Below are 20,456 nucleotides of genomic sequence, written 5' to 3' on the forward strand. Positions count from 1 at the left end.
TTTGTGTGCGGTGCGGGTCAGACTGCGAGCAGGGCGCTCAGGACGACGGCGGGGTCGGCGTCGGGTGGTCCGGCCGGCCACCAGGTGCCTTGGTCCTTGGTGTACGGGTACCACAGTCCGTCGCGGCCCAGGCGCAGCTGCGCAGCGTGACCCTCGACCGTCCAGCGGTTGCGCCAGGAGCGGAGACGGGGTGGTCTGCCGTCGGCCCAGTCCGCGCGCAGCGCCGCGCGGGCGCGATCCAGGAGGGAGGCGGGCGGGTACCAGGGGCTTTCCAGCACGTCCAGGGCTGCCGCGCCGCCGTGCCGCCATGCACGGGTGGCGGCTGCGAGCTCGCCGGGGGTGCGACCGCAGTTCGAGGCGATCCTGGCGAAGACGTCCATGGTGGGGTGAGCGGCGGCGAGGCGGACGGCGTCCTGCCATTCGGTGAGCGGGGCGGGCAGGGCCGTGCCGGCATGCTGTGCGCCGAGAGCTCCGGCGAGGAGATGGTGGGCACGCGTCGCGGCGTCGGCGGCGAGCAGTTCCAGGGCGGCCGGGTCCAGACCGGGCTCCGGCACGGCGGAGTCCACCAGCGCGGGGCCGCGGCCGGGCCGATCGGGCAGCGCCGGCGGGCCGGGCAGGGACGGGAGTGCGGTACGGGAGGCGAAGGCGGACCCGGCTGGATCACCCGGCCGGGCAGGGAACGCGGCCGGGCCCACTCCTGCGGTCGCTGCGGCTTCGGCGGAGGCGCGGGCGGTGTTGCGGCGGCCGAGCTCGTCCATCAGCTCTCGCTCGCCGCGACCGCGCAGGAGCAGCAGTACGAAGGGATCGCGGTCCAGGAGTCGGGCGACCTGGTAACAGAGGGCGGCGGCGTGTTTACAGGGGTAGCCCCAGTCGGGGCAGCTGCACTCGGGGTCGAGGTCCCGGGGGCCGGGCAGCAGCGGGACGCCGGCGGCCGCGGCGTCGTCGGCGAGCCCGGCGGGCATCTCGCCGTCCAGCAGCGCGGCGATGTTGGCGGCCCGCTCGGCGATCATGTCGAGCAGCTTGTCCCACTGCCGGTCCGTCAGCTGCTCGACCTGGACCGTGGAGCGGTACGGGGTGCGGCGACTGCCCTGCACCGGGGCGGCGGCCGAGCCGGGGCCGACGGTGACCGGTCCGACCGCGCCGCCGCGCGCGTAGGTCCGGCCCCGCGAAAGGCGGCCGGAGTCCAGGGACGAGTCCTCCAGGGAGCGCAGCCATGCGCGGCCCCACCAGGACTCGGCGAAGGGCGCGCGGCTGCCCTTGGCCGGCGGGAGTGCCTCGAAGGTACGGGCGGCTGACCTGCCCGGCCGGCTGTGCCTGGTCATCGTCCCGTCCTTCGCAGCGTGACCAGTTCGGCCAGTTCGCTGTCGCTCAGTTCGCTGAAGGCCGCCTCGCCAGAGCTGAGCACCGAGTCGGCCAGCTCCCGCTTCTGGCGGAGCATTTCGGCGACCCGGTCCTCCACGGTGCCCTCGGCGATCAGCTTGTGCACCTGGACCGGCTGGGTCTGTCCGATTCGGTAGGCGCGGTCGGTGGCCTGGTCCTCCACGGCCGGGTTCCACCAGCGGTCGTAGTGGATGACGTGTCCGGCCCGGGTCAGGTTCAGACCGGTCCCGGCGGCTTTGAGGGAGAGCAGGAACACCTTCTTCTCGCCGGACTGGAAGGCGTCGACCATCTCCTCGCGGCGTTTGACCGTGGTGCCTCCATGCAGGAACAGGGTGTCCACGCCGCGGTCGGCAAGGTGACGCCCGATCAGCTCGCCCATGGCCACGTACTGGGTGAAGACCAGGGCCGACCCGTCCTCGGCCAGGACGGTGTCCAGGAGTTCGTCCAGGAGTTCCAGTTTCCCCGAGCGGCCCGGGAGCTTGGCGCCGGCGGGTTCCTTCAGGAACTGCGCGGGGTGGTTGCAGACCTGCTTCAGGCCGGTGAGGAGCTTCATCACCAGGCCGCGCCGGGCGATGCCCTGCCTCTCCTCGATCTCGTCCATGAGCTCGCGTACCAGCGCCTCGTACAGCGAGACCTGTTCCCTCGTCAGGGACACCGGCTGGTCGGTCTCGGTCTTGGGGGGCAGTTCGGGCGCGATGCCGGGGTCGGACTTGCGCCGGCGCAGCAGGAACGGGCGGACCAGCGTGGCCAGCCGCCGGGCGGCCTGCTCGTCGCGGTCGCCCTCGACGGCAGTGGCGTAGCGGTCACGGAAGGAGGTGAGCGTGCCGAGCAGGCCAGGGGTGGTCCAGTCGAGCAGTGACCACAGTTCGGACAGGTTGTTCTCGACCGGGGTGCCGGTCAGCGCGACCCGTCCCCGCGAGGGGATCTTGCGCAGCGCCTGGGCGGTGAGCGCGTGCGGGTTCTTGACGTGCTGGGCCTCGTCGGCGACGAGCAGGCCCCAGGGCTGCCCGGTGAGGCGTTCGGTGTCGCGGCGCATGGTCCCGTAGGTGGTCAGGACGAAGCCGCCGTCTGCTCCGCCGTCGAGGCTCGCCAGGTCGCGGCCGGGGCCGTGGAAGCGGCGCACCACGGTGGCCGGTGCGAAGCGCCGGATCTCGCGCTCCCAGTTGCCGAGCAGCGAGGCGGGGCAGACCACCAGGGTGGGGCCGGCGGTGGTTTCCCGTTCCTGGCGACGCAGATGGAGAGCGATCAGCGTGACGGTCTTGCCCAGACCCATGTCGTCGGCGAGGCAGCCGCCCAGGCCGAGCGAGGTCATCCGGTGCAGCCAGTTCAGGCCGCGCAGCTGGTAGTCGCGCAGGGTCGCGGCCAGAGCTTTCGGAGGCCTCTGGGGCTCGCGCGCGGCGCGGGACTCGGGGTCGGCGATCCGGGAGCGCAGCTCCTCCAGCATGCCGCGCGCAGTGACCGCCACCTGTTCGCCGTCCACCTCGACGCTGCCGGTCAGCGCGGCGCCCAGGGCGTCGATCGGGGTGAGCGAAGTCGTCCTGGACTGCGCGGCACGTCGCAGTCGGCGGACCAGCTCCGGGTCCACGACAACCCACTGGTCGCGCAGCCGCACGATCGGCCGGTGCGCCCGGACCAGCCGCTCCAGTTCCTCCTCGGTGAGTTCCCGGTCCCCGAGGGCGACCTGCCAGCGGAAGTCCAGCAGGTCGCCGGAGGACAGGAAGGACTCGGCCGAGGACTGCGTCCCCTGGCGGCGTACGGGTTCCAGGACGCCGGTGGCGGTCAGCTCGCGTACCAGCTCCTTGGGCCAGTGCACGGCGACGCCGGCGGCGGCAAGGCTTTCGGCCGCGTCGCCCAGCAGCGACTGGGCCTCCTCGTCGGACAGCTCCAGACCGGTCGGGGCGGCGGAGTCCAGCAGCCGTCCGGCCGGGGGCCAGGCGCGGGCGGCCCGGCGTAGCGTCAGCAGCGTGTCCACCTTGGCCCGTGGGCCGAACAGTTCAGGGGCGGTGGCCCTGCCGGACCACAGGTCCGCGGCGTCGGCGAGCACCGTGGGATCGGCCAGGCTGCGCAGTTGGACCAGGGCTCGGAAGGAGTCCGCGTGGCCCAGTTCCAGCCGCAGAGACACCGCCAGCCCCGCGTCTCGGCCGGCGGCGACCTCCGCCGCCCACCTCCGCTGCTCGGGTACGGACTGTGGAGCGCGCGCCGCGAACGCCGGTCCGCCGGTCACCTGGCGGGCGGCGGGAGGGCGGGCGACGGAATCGGCCATGGCGTCGAGGAAGGCCCGAAGCAGCGGCTCGGCTGTGGGAAGCGTGAGAGGGGAGAGTCCGGGGACCGCGACCGCGCGGGCCTCGGGAGGCATGGCCGCGGCCAGGGAGTTCAACCGCTCATGGTCCTCGGCGTCGAGCGGGCCGACCCGCCAGGCGTCGAATCCCTCCGGCGACACCCCGGGCAGTATCCGTCCCCGGGCGAGCAGACGCAGACCGAGCAGGGTCGCTCCGCCCCAGAACGTGGTAGCGGCCGATGCCCGCCCGCTGCCGTCCGCGCCGAGTGCCCGGCAGCGGGTCAGCAGCGGCAGCGCCTGCTCCACCGGCAGCAGCACGGCGAGCACCCGCGCCCGGCGCACGGACGAACCGTGCGGGCGGACCACGGTGAGTTCCTCGGGCTCCACCCCGAGGTCCGGTGGCGCACCCCCGGGCGTCCAAAACGCCATCCGTCCCATCCGGGGCGGGTCCGCGGGAAGGAACACCGCCTCGCCCAAGGCGAGCTCCGGCAACCGAGCAAACATCCGTTCCCGGGCCGGAGTCGCCGACTCGGGCTCCGCCGACGGGTAAACCTTCGCCACCACGCCCACTCCTGGCCAGGTTCTTGCAACTGTTGGGAGGGCGCGGGTAGCCCACGGGCCCTCGACGGGTCAAGGCTATCCGCGCGGACGGGCAGAGAGCGCCAGAAGTGCTTCGCCCACTCGGCGCAGTGCGGAATGATGGTCACCGGCACCCACCAGGGGCGGCTGCGACCCCTTTGCGATCGCAGGCCCTTACCGGTGTCGCATCCGCCTCCGCCCGCTTTGAGGGAACCCATCGTCGTGACCGCCGAGCCCGTGCCGACCTATCAGTTGAAGATCGACCTGCGAGACGTCAGCCCGCCGATCTGGCGCCGGGTCACCCTGCCCGCCGACACTTCGCTCGGCTGCCTGCACGACATCGTCCAGACATGCTTCGGCTGGGACGACTCGCACCTGCATTCCTTCACCGAACCTGCCTCAGGCGGCCGGTTCGTCGACTTCGACGCACCGTTGGACCGTGGTCCTCTCCGCGACGCCGACGAGGAGTCCGTGACCGTGGCCGAGGTGCTGCCCTACGAAGGCGGCCGGCTGGAGTACACCTACGACTTCGGCGACGACTGGCGGCACCGGATCACCCTGGAGAAGATCCTCCCCGCGTCCACCCCCGACCGGCGCGTCCGCTGCACCGGGGGTCGCCGCGCCATGCCCCGCGCGGAGGACATCGGCGGCGCCTGGGGGCTGCAGACCGTACTCGACGCCGTTACGGACGGTGACGCTCCGGCCCCCGAGCCGTGGACCGTCCTGGTCGAAACCCTGTGCGAGGAGGGCTTCGACCCCGCTCGCTTCGACCGCGACGCCCTGGACCTGGAACTGGCCGGACTGGACCCGCAGCCGCCCACGGCAACCCCGGCAGCAGGGCGGGCCGAAGCCGCCCCCAGAGGGCGGCGCTGTTCCTGCGGCGAGGTCCACGACGACGAGGACCTGGACATGGAGTTCGTCCCGGTGCGACCCGTGTCCCTGGCACCCCGCGCGGAACTCGCCGCGGCCGTCCAGCAGGTGCCGCTGATCGCCTCCGCGCTCCGTCTGGCCCAGTGGTGCCAGGGCGGACGAGCCGTCACATCCCGGGACGTGCTCAAGCCCGCGTTGGGCCGCCTGGCCGTCCAGGAACTTCGACTGTGGACCCAGGACGATGAACTGAGCGCGCTCCGGCCCGCGGATCGCGACCAGCGGCTGGCCCGCCTGCGCAGCTCAGGAGACCTGCCCTGCCTGGACGGCCCCTGGCGGCTCGCTGTGTACGCGGACCTGGTGGAGATCAGCAAGGGCATCGCCCACCCCGGCAGCGGCCTGCCCGCCACTGCGGGAGACGAGGGGGTACTGGAACTCTGGTGCGATGCGCTCGGGGACGAACTCGATGATCTGAACGACCTGGGGAACCTCGGCCTGTCCTCGGTGCTGCTGGGCGCGCTGGGCATGGAGGACGAGGACGGCGACGGCCTCGCAGCGGTGGTGCTGCGGGCACTGTACGAGGTTCCCGACGGCGAATGGCTGGACGCTGCGCCGCTCCTCGGTGCTCTTCGCGAGGACCTTCCGAAGCAGCAGGCACGACTGGTCGAGCTGTTCTTCCTACAGATCCTCGACCAGGCGGCCGTCGTCCTCGCCGAGTATCAGGCAGCGGAGGTCGAGCCCGGTCCGGAGACGAGCCGGCAGCAGGATCACATCCTCCTCGGCATCCTCGGTATCGGGGCGAGCGTCGAGGACGGCGACGGCACTCCGCCGGCCGGGACACGACTCCGGCTCACTCCGCTGGGACGCCACGGACTGCGCGAGTACCTGCTCGCCGAGGGATTCCACGCTCCTGTCATCGGCGAACTGGCCGATGCCGACGCCCCGACCTTGCTCGACGCCCTGCTCGACTACGACCCGGAGGCCGCCCACTGCGAGATCACCGGATGGATCGGTCATCGGGGCCAGGGCCCTGCCGCAGTCCAGCTCATCGACGCCTGCGCCGGCTTGGAGGCCGATGCGGCCCTCCGCCGCCTTGCCGCCGCGCCGGTGCTCGCGGAACTCGATGAACCCAGAGCGCTCGCGGTCCTGCGTAAAGCCGCGGCCTCCCAGGTCCCCGGCTGCGCGGAGACCGCGGCGATCGCGCTGGCCGGCCGTGGTGAGATCCCAGAGGGACACGGTCCGGAACTCCAACTGTGGGGGCTCGTGGACCACCTGTGGGGCCCGCTCGGCGTGGCGGACGAGGCACTTGCCATGTTCCTGGAGCAGGAGGGGGACTCGGTACTGCCGTTCCTCGATCAGGCCGCCGACGATCTGTGGCGCTGCGACCACCCCGCCACCGGGGCCGTTCTGGATGCGGCAGGGCGACTTCTGAGGGCTCGGGACAAGGCGCTGGCCAAGCGACTGCGCAGGTCCGCGACGAGAGTAGGACCCGGGCGTCGACCATGAGGTGCCGGCATGCGTGAGTGCTGAGCGACGCTGGTACCGGCAGGGCCTGGGTCCGAAAGGGAGACGATGACGACCGGCTCATGTCCCGCCCGGGTGATGACGGCCTCTTCGCGGTCGTCGGTGACGGAGTTGAGCACGTCGGCGTACCGCGCGCGACTCGGAATACGCCATGCACCGAATTGCTACCGCTGGTAGGATCTGGGCCATGAGTGGTAGTAAGAAGTACTCGATCAGCCTCCCCGAAGACCTCGCTGAGGCCGCGCGTACCCATGTAGGTCCAGGCGGCTTCTCCGCTTACGTGGCCGAGGCCCTCGAGCAGCGTGTGGCCATGGACAAGCTTCGTGAGATGGTCGCCGACTTCGAGACCGACAACGACCCGCTGTCCCGGGAAGAGATCGAAGCGGCCCGCGCCGTACTGCGCCATGATCAGCGCGACTCGAGCGGTGCCGCAGCCTGATGCCCGGCACGCTCCTCCTCGACAGCGAGGGCCTGTCCAAGCTCTACCTCAAGGACCGCACCGCTCTGGCTCTCGTCCAAGCGGCCTCGGAAGAAGGCATCCGAGTGGCCACGACCGCCATGACCACGCTTGAGGCGGACTACGAGCGCATCCACCCCGCCCGCATCCGGTGGGTACTCTCCCGGATCGACGTCCATGACGTCACCAAGAGCGTCACCGACCAAGCGGCAGCACTGTTGCGCGACCATCACCTCAGCGGCCACAAGTACGCCATCGACGCCGTCCTCGCGGCCATTGCACGCTCGGCGCCAAGACCCGTGACCGTCCTCACCTCCGACCCTGAGGACATCAGTCTGCTCTGTGGAACCGCCGTCGAGGTCATCAAAGCCTGACGCGTGCAGATCGTGGGCACACCCGCTCACGCATGACGCTGTGCAAGCCCCCGACCGCGCACGGCCATCAGCCACCTGAGTTCCGCAGTTCGTAGGCGCGTACGGGTCCGTCGATCGATGTCTGCGCAGGTCACGGGTCGCGCTGCGTGGTTCCTCCGGTGTGGTGGTGTGTGCGCGGCGGCTCCCCGCAGCCGATGCCGTGCGGCCGGTACCTTTGCTCGTACGGTTGTCGGCTGCTATGCGGCCAGCCCCTTGAGCCGGGAAGCCGCCTCCTCAAGGACGCTCGTCCGTTTGCAGAACGCGAACCGGACGAAGGGCGCGCCCTGCTCGTGGTGGTCGTAGAAGACCGCGTTCGGGATCGCCACGACCCCGCAACGCTCGGGCAGCGCACGACAGAAGGCGAAACCGTCCGACTCGCCGAGTGATCTGACGTCCGTGGTGATGAAGTATGTACCGGTCGGACGGAAGACCGTGAATCCTGCCTGCTCCAGGCCGCCCGCGAGCAGCTCGCGCTTGGCCCGCATGTCGGCGCGGAACTCCTCGAAGTACGAGTCCGGCAGACACAGCGCCTCGGCCACGGCGTACTGGAACGGCCCGGAGGCGACGTACGTCAGGTACTGCTTGGCCGAGCGAACGGCGGCGACGAGATCGGGGGCGCCGGTCACCCAGCCCACCTTCCATCCGGTGAAGGAGAACGTCTTGCCGGCCGAGCCGATCGTGACCGTGCGCTCGCGCATCCCCGGGAAGGTGGCGAGCGGCAGGTGCTTCGCCTCGTCGAAGACCAGATGCTCGTACACCTCGTCCGTGACGACGAGCAGGTCCCGCTCGACGGCCAGTTCGGCGATCGCGGTGAGCTCCTCGCGGGTGAGGACCATGCCGGTGGGGTTGTGCGGGGTGTTGATGAGGAGGAGGCGGGTGCGGTCGGTGACGGCCGCGCGCAGTTCGTCGAGGTCCAGCCGGAAGCTCCCCTCGTGCGGGCGCAGCGTCACCGGCACCCGCCGCCCGCCCGCCATCGCGATGCACGCCGCGTACGAGTCGTAGTACGGCTCGAAGGCGATCACCTCGTCGCCGGGCTCCAGCAGCGCGAGAAGGGACGCGGCGATGGCCTCCGTCGCACCGGCCGTGACCAGGACCTCGGCGTCGGGGTCGAACGACAGCCCGTACCGCCGCTCCTGATGCGCGCTGATCGCGGCGCGCAGCTCGGGGACGCCGGGGCCCGGCGGGTACTGGTTGCCGCGCCCGTCGCGCAACGCCCGCACGGCCGCCTCCCGCACCTCCTCGGGGCCGTCCGTGTCGGGAAAGCCCTGGCCAAGGTTGATCGAATCCGTCTGCAGGGCCAGCGCCGACATCTCGGCGAAGATCGTCGTCCCGAACTCGGTGAGGCGGCGGTTGAGGAGGGGGCGCTCGCTTGAGGTCATGCCGGTCATCCTGCGCCGAAGCTCTGGAGTTCCTCAACTCTGCTTTGGCCGGTGAGAAGGCAGGGCATTCCCCGTTCACGCAAGACGCGAGGCACCCACGGGGGGCTGCTTCGGGAAACCCGAAAGGACGGTGACGCGATGTTCACCGGCTTCATCGTGGCGGCGGTCGTGATCGTGTTCATGGCGATCGTCGTATCGTCAGTGCGCAAGAGCGGCTCGAAGTCGTACGGCGCGGGGAGCAGCAGCAGCAGCGGGACCGGCAGCTGGTGGGCCGGCGGGGGAGACGGCGGCTCGTCGGGCGGGCATCACGGCGGGCATCACGGGGGCCACTCCTGCGGCGGTGGTCACTCGTCCTGCGGAGGCGGCTCGTCGTGCGGCGGTGGCTCGTCCTGCGGTGGCGGTGGCGGATGTGGTGGTGGAGGCAGCTGACACGGGGCAGCCGAACTCCACGAGGGGCACCACACCCCTTCCGCCACTCCGGTCGCGCACCCGTCGGGGCCCACGCCCCGGCGGGTGCGCGGCTGCTCCGGCGTGCGCCATGGCCGCCGTGGCGTACGCCCTGGTTGAACAGTTGAGCAGGGGAGCCCTCTGAGGGATGGAAACCCCACGAAGTTGGGTAAAAACGCTGTGGCGACGCCAGAGTTCATGATTCCCTCTCAATCACCAAGGCAGCTCCTCGGGCGTCCTGCGGAACCCTCCTGACCTCCCGACTGGGCTGACCGGGCCGATATCCCCCGGCATCGCCCGGGGTGTGCCGGACCCCCACCCCTTCCCTCCTTTTCTTTGCGTGCCAGCGGAGAGCCGACCCATGCTCACGACCCTGAACACCTCATACACCGACACGCGCGCGGCCGACCTCGCCTGGGCCCTGGGGCGCGAGCCGCTTCCCGCACTGGCCACGCTCGACCTCGAACTGGCCGGGGCCAAGCTGCAGCTGAGACTCCTCGGAGCGTCCCACCAGGTACTCCTGGAGGAGCAGCGGGGCATTTGTTCGGAGACGGTGGCGTGCATCTCCGGCAGCAGCACCCCGCTGCCGCTGGGCGTCGCCAAGCGGGCGGGTGACTGGGAGTACGAGTTCGCGGCCCGCGTGGAGGTCCTCTCACCGGGGTCGTTCGCGGGGCGCGCGCAGGAGTTGCTCGCGCTGGTCTCCGACCATCCGCACGGACTGGCGGGCGTCTTCCCCGGCAGCCCGCACGCCTTCACCGCGCTGCTGGCCCAGTGGCACGAGGGCCAGGTCCACTGGCGAACCTGGCATGCATACCCGCAGGACGGGCAGTTGGTGGCGACGCGGACCCGGGTGGGAGTCCGGGTGCCGGCGGAGCATGGCACACCACTCGACGTCTGACCGGGAGACATGATCTCAAACACGTGACGCCGAACTGCCCAACAGTTCCACACGTGTGGGTGACGAAGGGTGACTCCGGTGTGACGTAACGTCGCAGTCGTGATCGAACAGCACGCGCCGGCACCACCCGCCTCCCCGCCCCCCTGGGCGGGCCAGGCGCGGCTGCCCGTGCAGCCGGACACCGGACGGTTCCTCGTGCTCGCCTGCGTTTTCGTATGCGCGGCCTGCGGACTCGTGTACGAACTCGAACTCGTCGCCCTGGCCTCGTACCTGATCGGCGATTCGATCACCCAGGCCTCGGTCGTCCTGTCGGTCATGGTCTTCGCCATGGGCATCGGCTCGCTGGCCGCGAAACGCCTGCGCTGGCGTGCCGCGGCCGGCTTCGGCGCGATCGAGGCGACACTTGCGCTCGTCGGCGGCTGCAGCGCGATGGCCCTGTACGCCGTCTTCGCCTGGACCGGCGACTGGGGCGGCCTGTGGGGTCCGCGCTGGCTCCTGGTCGCCTTCTCCCTGACGATCGGCCTGCTGATCGGCGCCGAGGTCCCCCTCCTGATGGAGCTGATCCAGCGCATCCGGCGCCAGGACGCGGGCGGCGCGGTGGCCGACCTGTTCGCGGCGGACTACGTCGGCGCGCTCGTCGGCGGCCTCGCCTTCCCCTTCCTTCTCCTGCCCCTCCTGGGCCAGTTGACCGGCGCCCTGATCACCGGCGCCGTCAACGCGATCGCGGGCGGCACCCTCGTCCTCGGCCTGTTCCGCCGCGACCTCACCCCCCGCGCACGCCGGCTGCTCCTGATCGCCAACCTCACCGTCCTCGGCATCCTCACCTCCGCGGCCGTCCAGGTCGACGACTTCGAGCGGGCCGCACGGCACGCGGTGTACGGCACGGACGTCCGCGTGGCGCTGCAGACCGGCATCCAGGAGGTCGTCCTCACCGGCGGCACCGACGGCCGCCCTCTGTCCCTCTACCTGGACGGTCGCCTCAGGGTGAGCGGCCGAGACGAACACCGCTACCACGAAGCCCTGGTCCACCCCGCGATGAACGGCCCCCACGCGCGCGTGCTCATCCTCGGCGGCGGTGACGGCCTCGCCGCCCGCGAAGTCCTGCGCCACCCGGGCGTGCGACGCGTGGACATCGTCGAACTCGACCCGGAAGTCGTGAGGCTGGCCCGCCACGACCCGGCCCTGTCGAAGCTGAACGGCCATGCCTACGGCGACCCGCGCGTGCACGTGACCACGGACGACGCCTTCCGCCGGCTGCGCACGGCGCCCACCTCGACGTACGACGTCGTCATCTCGGACCTGCCCGACCCGGGCATCACAGCCAGCACCAAGCTGTACTCCCAGGAGTTCTACGGCCTCGCCCGGCGGGCCCTCGCACCCGGTGGCCGGCTCGTCGTGCACGCGGGCCCGTTCGCCACCCGCCCGCGCGTGTTCTGGACGGTCGAGGCGACCATGCGCGCCGCCGGCCTGCACACCTCGCCCTACCGCGTGGGCGGGCGGGACGCCGGCTTCGCCGCGGGCCCCGACCGCACGGCCGGCTCGTCCCGGGCCCCACGCGACTGGGGCTTCGTCCTGGCCTCCGCCGACGCCCGCCCGCGGCTTCGCCTGGACCCCCGTGAGCCCCGCCTGCGCACCCTCACCCAGACGGTCCTGAGGGCGGACGCCGAAGCCGCGACGGCCAGACGCATCGACGGGCTGCCGGCATCGACCCTGGTGCACCCGCGCTACTGACGTGCCTTGCTTGTGCGCTCGCGCTGCTGCCGTGCCGTGCCGGTGTCCGTGTGCTGCTGGTGTGGCTTGCTGGTGCGCCTGTGCTGCTGGTGTGGCTTGCTGGTGCGCCTGTGCTGCTGGTGTGGCTTGCTGGTGCGCCTGTGCTGCTGGTGTGGCTTGCTGGTGCGCCTGTGCTGCTGGTGTGGCTTGCTGGTGCGCTCGCGCTGCTGGCGTGCCGTGCCGGTGCACCCGCTCACTGGCGTGCCGTGCCGGTGCACCTGCTCACTGGCGTGCCGCGCCGGTGGGCCCGCGCCACCGGCGTGCCGTGCTGAAGTGCCTTCGGAGTCGGGCCGGCACCGACGCGCGGTCACTTTCGACCAACCGGGGTGCATGACCCGGCCTCCTGGGTAGGCTCGGCCGACATGGAGCATGAGGTGTTCGTTCCGGTTCCGGCCCGGCGGCTGAAGGAGACCCTCGCCGACCCCGCAAGGGTGGCCCGGGCTGTCCCCGGGCTCCAGCAGGACGCGGGCGCCGAGCCCGTCACCGGACGGCTGAAGGTGCGCGTCGGCAGTCACTCCGTCACCTATCGGGGGACCGTCCGCGTCACCCCGCAGGACGATGGTTCGTACGCCGCCGAGGGCGACGTCACCGAGACCCGCGGCAGCGGCTCGGTCAAGCTCGCCCTCACGCTCCGCGTCGAGGAGGCGGACGGCGGCTCCCGGCTCACCTTCGAGGGCACGGCCTCCGCGACCGGCCGGCTCACGGAGCTGCCGGCCGAGCAGGTCGCCTCGGCCGCGACCCGCCTGCTGAACCGTTTCGCGGAGAACCTGGCCCCGGCGGTGGAGCCCGAGAGGTCTGCCGAACGCCAGGCGTCCGGGGAATCCGAGCCCCTCGTCACCCAGGAGTTCGAGCCCAAGGCGACCAGCGACTTCGAGACGACGCCCGACGCCGACGACGCTCCCGCTCCCGAGACCCGTTCCGAGTCCACGGAGCACACTTCGGTCTTCGACGCCGAGGTCCCGCCACCGTCCCTCGACGCGCTCGCCGACGAGGAAGACGAAGGTGAGAGCAGGGAAGAGGGCGTGGGAGAGAGCGAGGGAGAGGGAGAGGGAGAGCAAGAGGCAGAGCCCGAGGCCGCGCCTGCGACCCGGCCGGAGGCCGTGGCTCCCGCCGACCTCACCCCCGCCGACCTCACGCCGCCCGCCGAACCCCCCGCTCCCGCCGAAGCCGCGCACGCGCGCCGCACGATGATCGGCCGCAGCGCGGAGGAGGTCGACCACGCTCCGCCCCGTGGCCGCTACGCCCCGGTCCCCGCCCCGCAGACGGTGTCCGCCGGTTCCCCCCTGCGCTGGGCGGCCCCGGCGGCGGCCCTCGTGCTCGCGTCGGCGATCGTCGTCGGCCGTGCGCTGCGCAAGCGCCACTGAACGAGGGCGCGGGGGGCTTGATCGCCCCAGTAAGGTCGTCCCGTGAGTAACGAAGACATCACGCTGACCGCGGGCGACGCGGAGGTGACCGTGCAGCCGGGCAACGGCGGCCGGGTCTCAGGGCTGCGCGTCGGCGGCATGGAACTGCTCCGCCAGGGCGAACGCTTCGGCTGCTTCCCGATGGTTCCCTGGTGCGGGCGGACCAGGGACGGCCGTTTCCGGGACGGCGCGGCCGTCCACCAGATGCCGCTCAACTCCCCGCCGCACGCCATCCACGGCACCGTCCGCGACGGCGCCTGGCGCACCGCGCGCGTGAACGCCGACGAGGCGGTCATCACGTACGAACTGGTGGAGCCCTGGCCCTACAGCGGCCTCGTGACGCAGCAGATCGCCCTCACGCCGGGCGGGTTGACGCTGACGATGTCCGTGGAGACGTACGACTCCTCCTTTCCGGCGCAGATCGGCTGGCACCCCTGGTTCAACCGCAACCTGGGCGGCGAGGACCTGACGCTCGCCTTCACTCCCGCCTGGCAGGAGGAGCGCGGCGACGACCATCTGCCCACCGGCAACCGCGTCGACCCCCGCCCCGGCCCCTGGGACGACTGCTTCGGCATGCCCGGCGGCGTGGACGTCACGCTCACCTGGCCCGGCCGGCTGCAGTTGAAGGTGACCAGCCGTGAGGAGTGGGTCGTGGTGTACGACGAACAGGAGGAGGCCGTGTGCGTGGAACCGCAGACCGGCCCGCCCGACGGCCTGAACAGCCTGCCCCGCACGGTCACCCCGCTGGAGCCCCTCGAAGCGACGACCACGTGGACTTGGCACCCCCTTTAAGCTGACTGGCATGACGGACGTACGTGGCGCACTGCTGCAGCAGATCAAGGACAAGGCCGTGGTGCACGGCAAGGTGACCCTGTCGTCGGGGCTGGAGGCCGACTACTACGTCGACCTGCGCCGCATCACGCTCGACGGCGAGGCCGCCCCGCTGGTCGGCCAGGTGCTCCTGGACCTGACCGCCGGCCTCGACTTCGACGCGGTCGGCGGTCTGACCATGGGAGCCGACCCGGTCGCGGCCGGCATCCTGCACGCGGCCGCCGCGCGGGGCAGGAAGGTGGACGCCTTCGTCGTACGCAAGGCGGCGAAGGCGCACGGGCTGCAGCGGCGCGTCGAGGGGCCGGAGATCGCGGGCCGCCGCGTCCTGGTCGTCGAGGACACCTCCACCACCGGCGGTTCTCCGCTGGAGGCCGTCCAGGCGGTGCGTGAGGCGGGCGCGGAGGTCGTCGCCGTGGCGACGATCGTGGACCGGGCGACCGGTGCCGCCGAGAAGATCCAGGAGGGGGCCGGAGTGCCGTACCTCTACGCGTACTCCAAGGATGACCTGGGCCTCGACTGAGCTTCGGCCGGGCCTGGGGCGAGCCTGGGACTGACTTCAACCGCCTTGTCCACAGGCCGTTGTCCACAAGCCGGACAGGCCCGGCAAAGCATCCGGCCAAGTCTGGGAAGATGGCGCCGACGACGACGTCGCCCCCAAGGTCTAGGTCAGGGCCGTAGTACGCAGAAAGCCAACCCGCAGATACCAAGGAGCGGACAGATGCCCATCGCAACTCCCGAGGTCTACAACGAGATGCTGGACCGGGCGAAGGCAGGCAAGTTCGCCTACCCGGCGATCAACGTGACCTCGACCCAGACCCTGCACGCGGCCCTGCGCGGTTTCGCTGAGGCGGAGAGCGACGGCATCATCCAGATCTCCACGGGTGGCGCCGAGTTCCTGGGCGGTCAGTACAGCAAGGAAATGGTGACAGGCTCCGTCGCCCTGGCCGAGTTCGCGCACATCGTCGCCGAGAAGTACCCGGTCACGGTCGCCCTGCACACGGACCACTGCCCGAAGGACAAGCTCGACGGGTACGTACGTCCGCTGCTCGCGATCTCCGAGAAGCGCGTCGAGGCCGGCCTCACCCCGCTCTTCCAGTCGCACATGTGGGACGGCTCCGCCGAGACCCTCGCCGACAACCTGTCCATCGCGCAGGAGCTGCTCGCGCAGGCCCGCCGGGCGAACATCATCCTCGAGGTGGAGATCACCCCGACCGGTGGCGAGGAGGACGGCGTCTCGCACGAGATCAACGACTCCCTCTACACGACGGTCGACGACGCGATCCGCACCGCGGAGGCCCTGGGCCTGGGCGAGAAGGGCCGCTACCTCCTGGCCGCGTCCTTCGGCAACGTGCACGGCGTGTACAAGCCGGGCAACGTCGTGCTGCGCCCTGAGCTGCTGAAGGAACTGAACGAAGGCGTAGGCGCCAAGTTCGGCAAGCAGTCCCCGTTCGACTTCGTCTTCCACGGCGGCTCCGGCTCCACCGAGCAGGAGATCCGCACCGCCCTGGAGAACGGCGTGGTCAAGATGAACATCGACACGGACACCCAGTACGCCTTCACGCGTCCCGTCGCCGACCACATGTTCAGGAACTACGACGGCGTCCTGAAGGTCGACGGCGAGGTCGGCTCCAAGAAGACCTACGACCCGCGCACCTGGGGCAAGCTGGCCGAGGCGAGCATGGCGGCGCGCGTGACGGAGGCCTGCGGCAACCTGCGCTCGACCGGCACCAGGATCAAGTAACACCCGGGGAACGCCCGAGCGGTAACGCACGAGCCCGGCGTCTGTCGACGGCGCCGGGCTCCCTGTATACCTGGGGGCATGCCCGACGTCCGGATCTCCTCCCCGCAGGGTAAGTGGATTCTGCTGACCACGGTGCTCGGCTCCAGCATGGCCATGCTGGACTCGACCGTCGTCAATGTCGCCCTCCCGCGCATCGGCCGTGACCTGGACGCGAACCTCGCCGCCCTGCAGTGGACGGTCAACGCGTACATGCTGACGCTGGCCGGCCTGATCCTGCTGGGCGGCTCCCTGGGCGACCGCTACGGCCGCCGCAGGATCTTCGTGATGGGCGTGGTGTGGTTCGCGGCGGCCTCCCTGCTGTGCGGGGTGGCGCCCAGCGCCGGTGTGCTCGTCGCCGCCCGCGCCCTGCAGGGCATCGGCGGTGCCCTGCTCACGCCGGGCTCCCTGGCGTTGATCCAGGCGTCCTTCCACCCCGACGACCGCGGGCGGGCGGTCGGCCTCTGGTCCGGTTTCGGCGGGATCGGTGCGGCGGCCGGGCCGTTCCTGGGCGGCTGGCTGGTGGACGGCCCCGGCTGGCGCTGGATCTTCCTCCTCAACGTGCCGCTGGCGCTGCTGTGCGCCCCCATCGCCCTGCGCCACGTCCCCGAGTCGGCGGACGGCCGCACCCACGGCCGCTTCGACGTGCTGGGCGCGGTCCTGGCCGCCCTCGCCCTGGCCCTGGTCACCTACGCCCTGATCGAGGCCCGCCAGGGTTCGCTGATCGTCGCCGTCGCCGCGCTGGCCGGCCTGGCGGCGGGCGTCGCCTTCGTGTACGTCGAGAAGCACCGCCCGGACCCGATGCTGCCGCTGGACATCTTCGCCTCCCGCCAGTTCACGGCGGTCAACCTCGTCACCCTGTGCGTGTACGCGGCCTTCGGCGGCTTCTTCTTCCTCACCGCCCTCCAACTTCAGGTCGCCGTCGGCTGGTCCCCCCTCGCCGCGGGTACGTCCCTGCTGCCGACGACCCTCCTCATGCTGCTGTTCTCCGCCCGCTCGGGCGCCCTCGCCGACCGCATCGGCCCGCGCATCCCGCTCACCGTCGGCCCGCTGCTGTGCGCGGCCGGCATGCTGCTGATGCTGCGGGTCGGCCCGGGCGCCTCATACGTGGCCGACGTGCTGCCCGCCGTACTGGTCCTCGGCACCGGCATGGTCACCCTGGTGGCACCGCTGACGGCCACGGTCCTCGCCTCCGTGGAGACCGCGCGGGCGGGTCTGGCCAGCGGCATCAACAACGCGGCGGCTCGCGCGGCCGGCCTGATCGCGGTGGCCGCGCTGCCGCTGCTCGCCGGAATGGGCCCGGAGGCGTACCGCTCCCCGGACGCCTTCGACGACGCCTTCCACCGGGCGATGCCCCTGTGCGCGGGCATCCTGGCGCTCGGCTCGGTTCTCGCTTTCGCGACGGTGCGTCCGCTGCCGCCGGGCTGCCGCCGCCCGGAGTGCCGCACCCACGGGTCGGTCACGGCTCCGCCGCTGGAGGGAGAGCGGGCGCGGGGGCGGATCGCGTAGCGGCCTCCCGGAAGGGAGCCCGTCCCACGTCACTCAGCCCGTCCGGCGGGTGAGGACAAGGCCCCTTGACGGCCGATGGGGGGCCTGGGGGCGGCAGCCGCCGGCAGGCGGGACACTGGTCACATGTCGATTCACGAGAACCTCCTCGGGGGCCCGCCCCCGACCCACCTCCCCGACGACCCCGCGCCCCGCGAGCTGCTGGCGAACGGCACCGCTTCGGCGGACGTCGCCGCCAAGTACCCGACGTCCTCGCTGGCCTGGGCCCAGCTGGCCGACGAGGCGTTCCAGCGGGGCAGCGTCGTGGAGTCGTACGCGTATGCCCGTACGGGCTACCACCGCGGCCTGGACTCCCTGCGCCGCAGCGGCTGGAAGGGCCACGGCCCGGTGCCCTGGGAGCACGAGCCCAATCGCGGTTTCCTGCGCGCCCTGCACGCCCTCGCCCGCGCCGCGCAGGCGATCGGCGAGCAGGAGGAGTACGAGCGCTGCAGCCAGTTCCTGAAGGACTCCTCGCCGGCGGCGGCCCAGACGCTGGGCTGACCGGGGCGCATAGGTGCAGGTCCGCCTGGTGTGACCGGGCGGACCTTGCGGTTTCGGGGGACGATTGTGGAAGATGCCCCTGGGGACCGGGGCCACCGTGTCGACAACGGCAGGGGCGGACCGCTACCCGGAGTACACAGCAGGAGACAGCGATGTCCCTTCAGGCTCAGCCCACGCAGGCTTCGGAGCCCGAGACCCCGCATCTCGCCCCGAAACTCAATTGGAGCAGCCAGGGCACCACCCCGTACGAGGACTACGTCCAGGCGGACGTGCTCACCCACCTCCAGCACCCCCTCTCCGACGACCCCGGAGAGATGGTCTTCCTGGTCACGACCCAGGTGATGGAGCTGTGGTTCACCGTCATCGTCCACGAGTGGGAGACCGCGACGCGGGCCCTGCGCGAGGACCGGGTGCCCGTGGCGGTCGACGCCCTGAAGCGGTCGGTACGGGAGCTGGAGGCACTGAACGCCTCCTGGAAGCCCCTCGGCCAGCTCACCCCGGCCCAGTTCAACTCCTACCGCTCCGCGCTCGGCGAGGGCTCCGGCTTCCAGTCGGCGATGTACCGGCGCATGGAGTTCCTGCTCGCCGAGAAGTCCGCGTCCATGCTCGTCCCGCACCGCGGCGCCCCGCGCGTCCACGCCGAGCTGGAGAAGGCCCTGCACGAGCCGAGCCTGTACGACGAGGTGCTGCACCTGCTCGCCCGGCGCGGCCACCCGATCCCCGCCTCGGTCCTGCAGCGCGACGTCTCGCGGCGCTACGAGCCCAGCGAGGCCGTCGAGGCCGTCTGGACCGCGATCTACTCCGGTGACGAGCACGCCGAACTCGCCCGTCTGGGCGAGGCGTTGACGGACGTCGCCGAGCTGGTGTGGCGATGGCGCAACGACCATCTGGTCGCCACCCGTCGCGCGATGGGCGCCAAGGCCGGCACCGGCGGCTCGGCGGGCGTCGCCTGGCTGGAGAAGCGCGCGCAGAAGAACGTGTTCCCGGAGCTGTGGACGGCTCGGTCGCATGTCTGAACTCATCGTGCGCGCAGGGGAGTTGGACGCCTCCGACGAACTGGCCGGCTCGCGCAAGCAGTTCGTGCTCGACGAGGTGGTCTACCTGGACGGGAACTCCCTCGGCGCGCTGCCGACGACGGTCCCGGGGCGGGTGGACGACGTCGTACGGCGTCAGTGGGGCGAGCTGCGTATCCGGTCCTGGGACGAGAGCGGCTGGTGGACGGCGCCCGAGCGGATCGGCGACCGGATCGCACCGCTGGTCGGCGCGGCGGCCGGGCAGATCGTCGTCGGCGACTCGACAAGTGTCAATGTTTTCAAGGCACTTGTGGGCGCGGTACGGCTCTCGGAGCAGTCGGAGCAGTCCTCGGGTGGCCGGGACGAGATCCTCGTGGACGCGACGACCTTCCCCACGGACGGGTACATCGCCGGATCGGCGGCCCGGATGACGGGCTGCACGCTGCGTCCGGTGACCCCGGCCGAGGTGCCGGACGCGCTGTCCGGTCGTACGGCTGCCGTCCTGCTGAACCACGTGGACTACCGCACCGGCCGGCTGCACGACCTGCCCGGACTGACCGCCGCCGTGCACGCGGCGGGCGCGGTGGCCGTCTGGGACCTGTGCCACAGCGCGGGCGCGCTGCCGGTCGGGCTGGACGAGCACGGGGTCGACCTGGCGGTCGGCTGCACCTACAAGTACCTGAACGGCGGCCCTGGTTCACCGGCGTACCTCTACGTCCGCGGCGATCTGCAGGACCGCTTCGACTCCCCGCTGCCCGGCTGGAACTCCCACGCGGAGCCCTTCGGGATGCGGTCCGAGTACGAACCGGCCGGGGGCGCGCTGCGCGGTCGGGTCGGCACCCCGGACATCCTGTCCATGCTCGCCCTGGAAGCGGCGCTCGACGTCTGGGACGGCGTCCCGATCGAGGCGGTGCGCGCCAAGTCCCTCGCCCTGACGGACTTCTTCCTGGAGTGCGTGCGGGAGTACGTGCCGGCGGGGCGCGTGGAGTCGCTGACTCCGGTGGCCCATGAGGAGCGCGGCAGCCAGGTGGCGCTCAGGTGCGCGGGCGCCGGGGACGTCATGAAGCGGCTGATCGAACGGGGCGTCGTCGGGGACTTCCGGCGCCCGGACGTCCTCCGGTTCGGTTTCACGCCGTTGTACGTCGGGTTCGGGGACGTGGAGCGAGCGGCCCGGGTGCTGGGGGAGACGCTCGCCGGGTAGCCGCAGGCGGTTGTGGCGTACGGGCCGGGCAGGCTGGGGAAGCGCCCGGCCCGCGGTCACAGAACCGTTTCCCCTCACCGAGCGTGATATCCCCGTGTCCGCGCACGTCACCGGCCTGGTACCGTCCCCGCCAACGGCCCGATTTTCTCTCCTGGTCCGCCAAACCCTCCCCCAGTGCCGAAAGCCCGGGAGG

18 protein-coding genes are annotated in these 20,456 nt (G+C 71.7%); 15 read left to right on the plus strand and 3 right to left on the minus strand.

Features of this window, described 5'->3' with window-relative positions:
- Nucleotides 1-17: 17 nt before the first annotated feature.
- On the minus strand, nt 18-1,322 hold the full coding sequence (locus tag OOK07_RS23030) for an SWIM zinc finger family protein (RefSeq protein WP_266798204.1): 1,305 nt from the start codon (nt 1,320-1,322) through the stop codon (nt 18-20).
- Nucleotides 1,319-4,162 (minus strand): SCO1167/SCO6262 family helicase, encoded by a 2,844-nt coding sequence (locus OOK07_RS23035; protein ID WP_266802009.1) that lies wholly within the window; start codon nt 4,160-4,162, stop codon nt 1,319-1,321. Before OOK07_RS23035 ends, OOK07_RS23030 begins: the two co-directional genes overlap by 4 nt.
- A gap of 297 nt (nt 4,163-4,459) precedes the next feature.
- On the opposite strand from OOK07_RS23035, the gene OOK07_RS23040 reads away from it, so the two are divergent.
- The 3 genes from OOK07_RS23040 to OOK07_RS23050 all read left to right on the plus strand — a co-directional run bounded on the left by OOK07_RS23040 (nt 4,460) and on the right by OOK07_RS23050 (nt 7,459).
- A complete protein-coding gene (locus tag OOK07_RS23040) occupies nt 4,460-6,610 on the plus strand; it encodes a plasmid pRiA4b ORF-3 family protein (RefSeq protein WP_266798205.1) in 2,151 nt (716 codons plus the stop codon).
- A gap of 205 nt (nt 6,611-6,815) precedes the next feature.
- A complete protein-coding gene (locus OOK07_RS23045) occupies nt 6,816-7,067 on the plus strand; it encodes a hypothetical protein (RefSeq protein ID WP_189927069.1) in 252 nt (83 codons plus the stop codon).
- Entirely contained in the window at nt 7,067-7,459 is a 393-nt protein-coding gene (locus OOK07_RS23050; RefSeq protein WP_266682663.1) for a type II toxin-antitoxin system VapC family toxin, read from the plus strand. Before OOK07_RS23045 ends, OOK07_RS23050 begins: the two co-directional genes overlap by 1 nt.
- Before the next feature lie 236 nt (nt 7,460-7,695).
- Here the strand turns inward: OOK07_RS23050 and OOK07_RS23055 are convergent, their stop codons facing one another.
- A complete protein-coding gene (locus tag OOK07_RS23055; RefSeq protein ID WP_266798206.1) occupies nt 7,696-8,886 on the minus strand; it encodes a pyridoxal phosphate-dependent aminotransferase in 1,191 nt (396 codons plus the stop codon).
- A gap of 129 nt (nt 8,887-9,015) precedes the next feature.
- On the opposite strand from OOK07_RS23055, the gene OOK07_RS23060 reads away from it, so the two are divergent.
- From OOK07_RS23060 to kynU, 12 genes are all read left to right on the plus strand, one after another.
- Nucleotides 9,016-9,306: a hypothetical protein gene (locus OOK07_RS23060; protein ID WP_266798207.1), complete on the plus strand. Its 291-nt coding sequence runs from the start codon at nt 9,016-9,018 to the stop codon at nt 9,304-9,306.
- Between the two features lie 379 nt (nt 9,307-9,685).
- A complete protein-coding gene (locus tag OOK07_RS23065) occupies nt 9,686-10,222 on the plus strand; it encodes a DUF2617 family protein (RefSeq protein ID WP_266798208.1) in 537 nt (178 codons plus the stop codon).
- 99 nt (nt 10,223-10,321) lie between these two features.
- Nucleotides 10,322-11,953 carry a polyamine aminopropyltransferase gene (locus OOK07_RS23070; RefSeq protein ID WP_266798209.1) on the plus strand — a complete coding sequence of 544 codons (1,632 nt, stop codon included), beginning with the start codon at nt 10,322-10,324 and terminating at the stop codon, nt 11,951-11,953.
- Nucleotides 11,954-12,003: 50 nt separating this feature from the next.
- Entirely contained in the window at nt 12,004-12,264 is a 261-nt protein-coding gene (locus tag OOK07_RS23075) for a hypothetical protein (RefSeq protein ID WP_266798210.1), read from the plus strand.
- Nucleotides 12,265-12,354: 90 nt separating this feature from the next.
- Nucleotides 12,355-13,356 carry an SRPBCC domain-containing protein gene (locus OOK07_RS23080; protein ID WP_266798211.1) on the plus strand — a complete coding sequence of 334 codons (1,002 nt, stop codon included), beginning with the start codon at nt 12,355-12,357 and terminating at the stop codon, nt 13,354-13,356.
- Nucleotides 13,357-13,398: 42 nt separating this feature from the next.
- Nucleotides 13,399-14,187, plus strand: coding sequence for an aldose epimerase family protein (locus tag OOK07_RS23085; RefSeq protein ID WP_266798212.1), 789 nt, complete (start codon nt 13,399-13,401; stop codon nt 14,185-14,187).
- A gap of 10 nt (nt 14,188-14,197) precedes the next feature.
- Nucleotides 14,198-14,746 carry an orotate phosphoribosyltransferase gene (gene pyrE / locus OOK07_RS23090; RefSeq protein ID WP_266682670.1) on the plus strand — a complete coding sequence of 183 codons (549 nt, stop codon included), beginning with the start codon at nt 14,198-14,200 and terminating at the stop codon, nt 14,744-14,746.
- Nucleotides 14,747-14,944: 198 nt separating this feature from the next.
- Nucleotides 14,945-15,967, plus strand: a complete 1,023-nt coding sequence (fbaA, locus tag OOK07_RS23095) for a class II fructose-bisphosphate aldolase (protein ID WP_266518593.1) — start codon at nt 14,945-14,947, stop codon at nt 15,965-15,967.
- 78 nt (nt 15,968-16,045) lie between these two features.
- A complete protein-coding gene (locus tag OOK07_RS23100) occupies nt 16,046-17,512 on the plus strand; it encodes an MFS transporter (protein ID WP_266682671.1) in 1,467 nt (488 codons plus the stop codon).
- A gap of 123 nt (nt 17,513-17,635) precedes the next feature.
- Entirely contained in the window at nt 17,636-18,049 is a 414-nt protein-coding gene (locus tag OOK07_RS23105; protein ID WP_266798213.1) for a DUF3151 domain-containing protein, read from the plus strand.
- Nucleotides 18,050-18,201: 152 nt separating this feature from the next.
- Nucleotides 18,202-19,065 carry a tryptophan 2,3-dioxygenase family protein gene (locus OOK07_RS23110; protein WP_266682673.1) on the plus strand — a complete coding sequence of 288 codons (864 nt, stop codon included), beginning with the start codon at nt 18,202-18,204 and terminating at the stop codon, nt 19,063-19,065.
- Nucleotides 19,058-20,263: a kynureninase gene (gene kynU, locus OOK07_RS23115; protein ID WP_266682674.1), complete on the plus strand. Its 1,206-nt coding sequence runs from the start codon at nt 19,058-19,060 to the stop codon at nt 20,261-20,263. The genes OOK07_RS23110 and kynU overlap by 8 nt, the downstream gene beginning before the upstream one ends.
- The last annotated feature ends 193 nt before the right edge of the window (nt 20,264-20,456 follow it).

The organism is Streptomyces sp. NBC_00078 (assembly GCF_026343335.1).
In the GTDB taxonomy this organism is placed as follows: Bacteria; Actinomycetota; Actinomycetes; order Streptomycetales; family Streptomycetaceae; genus Streptomyces.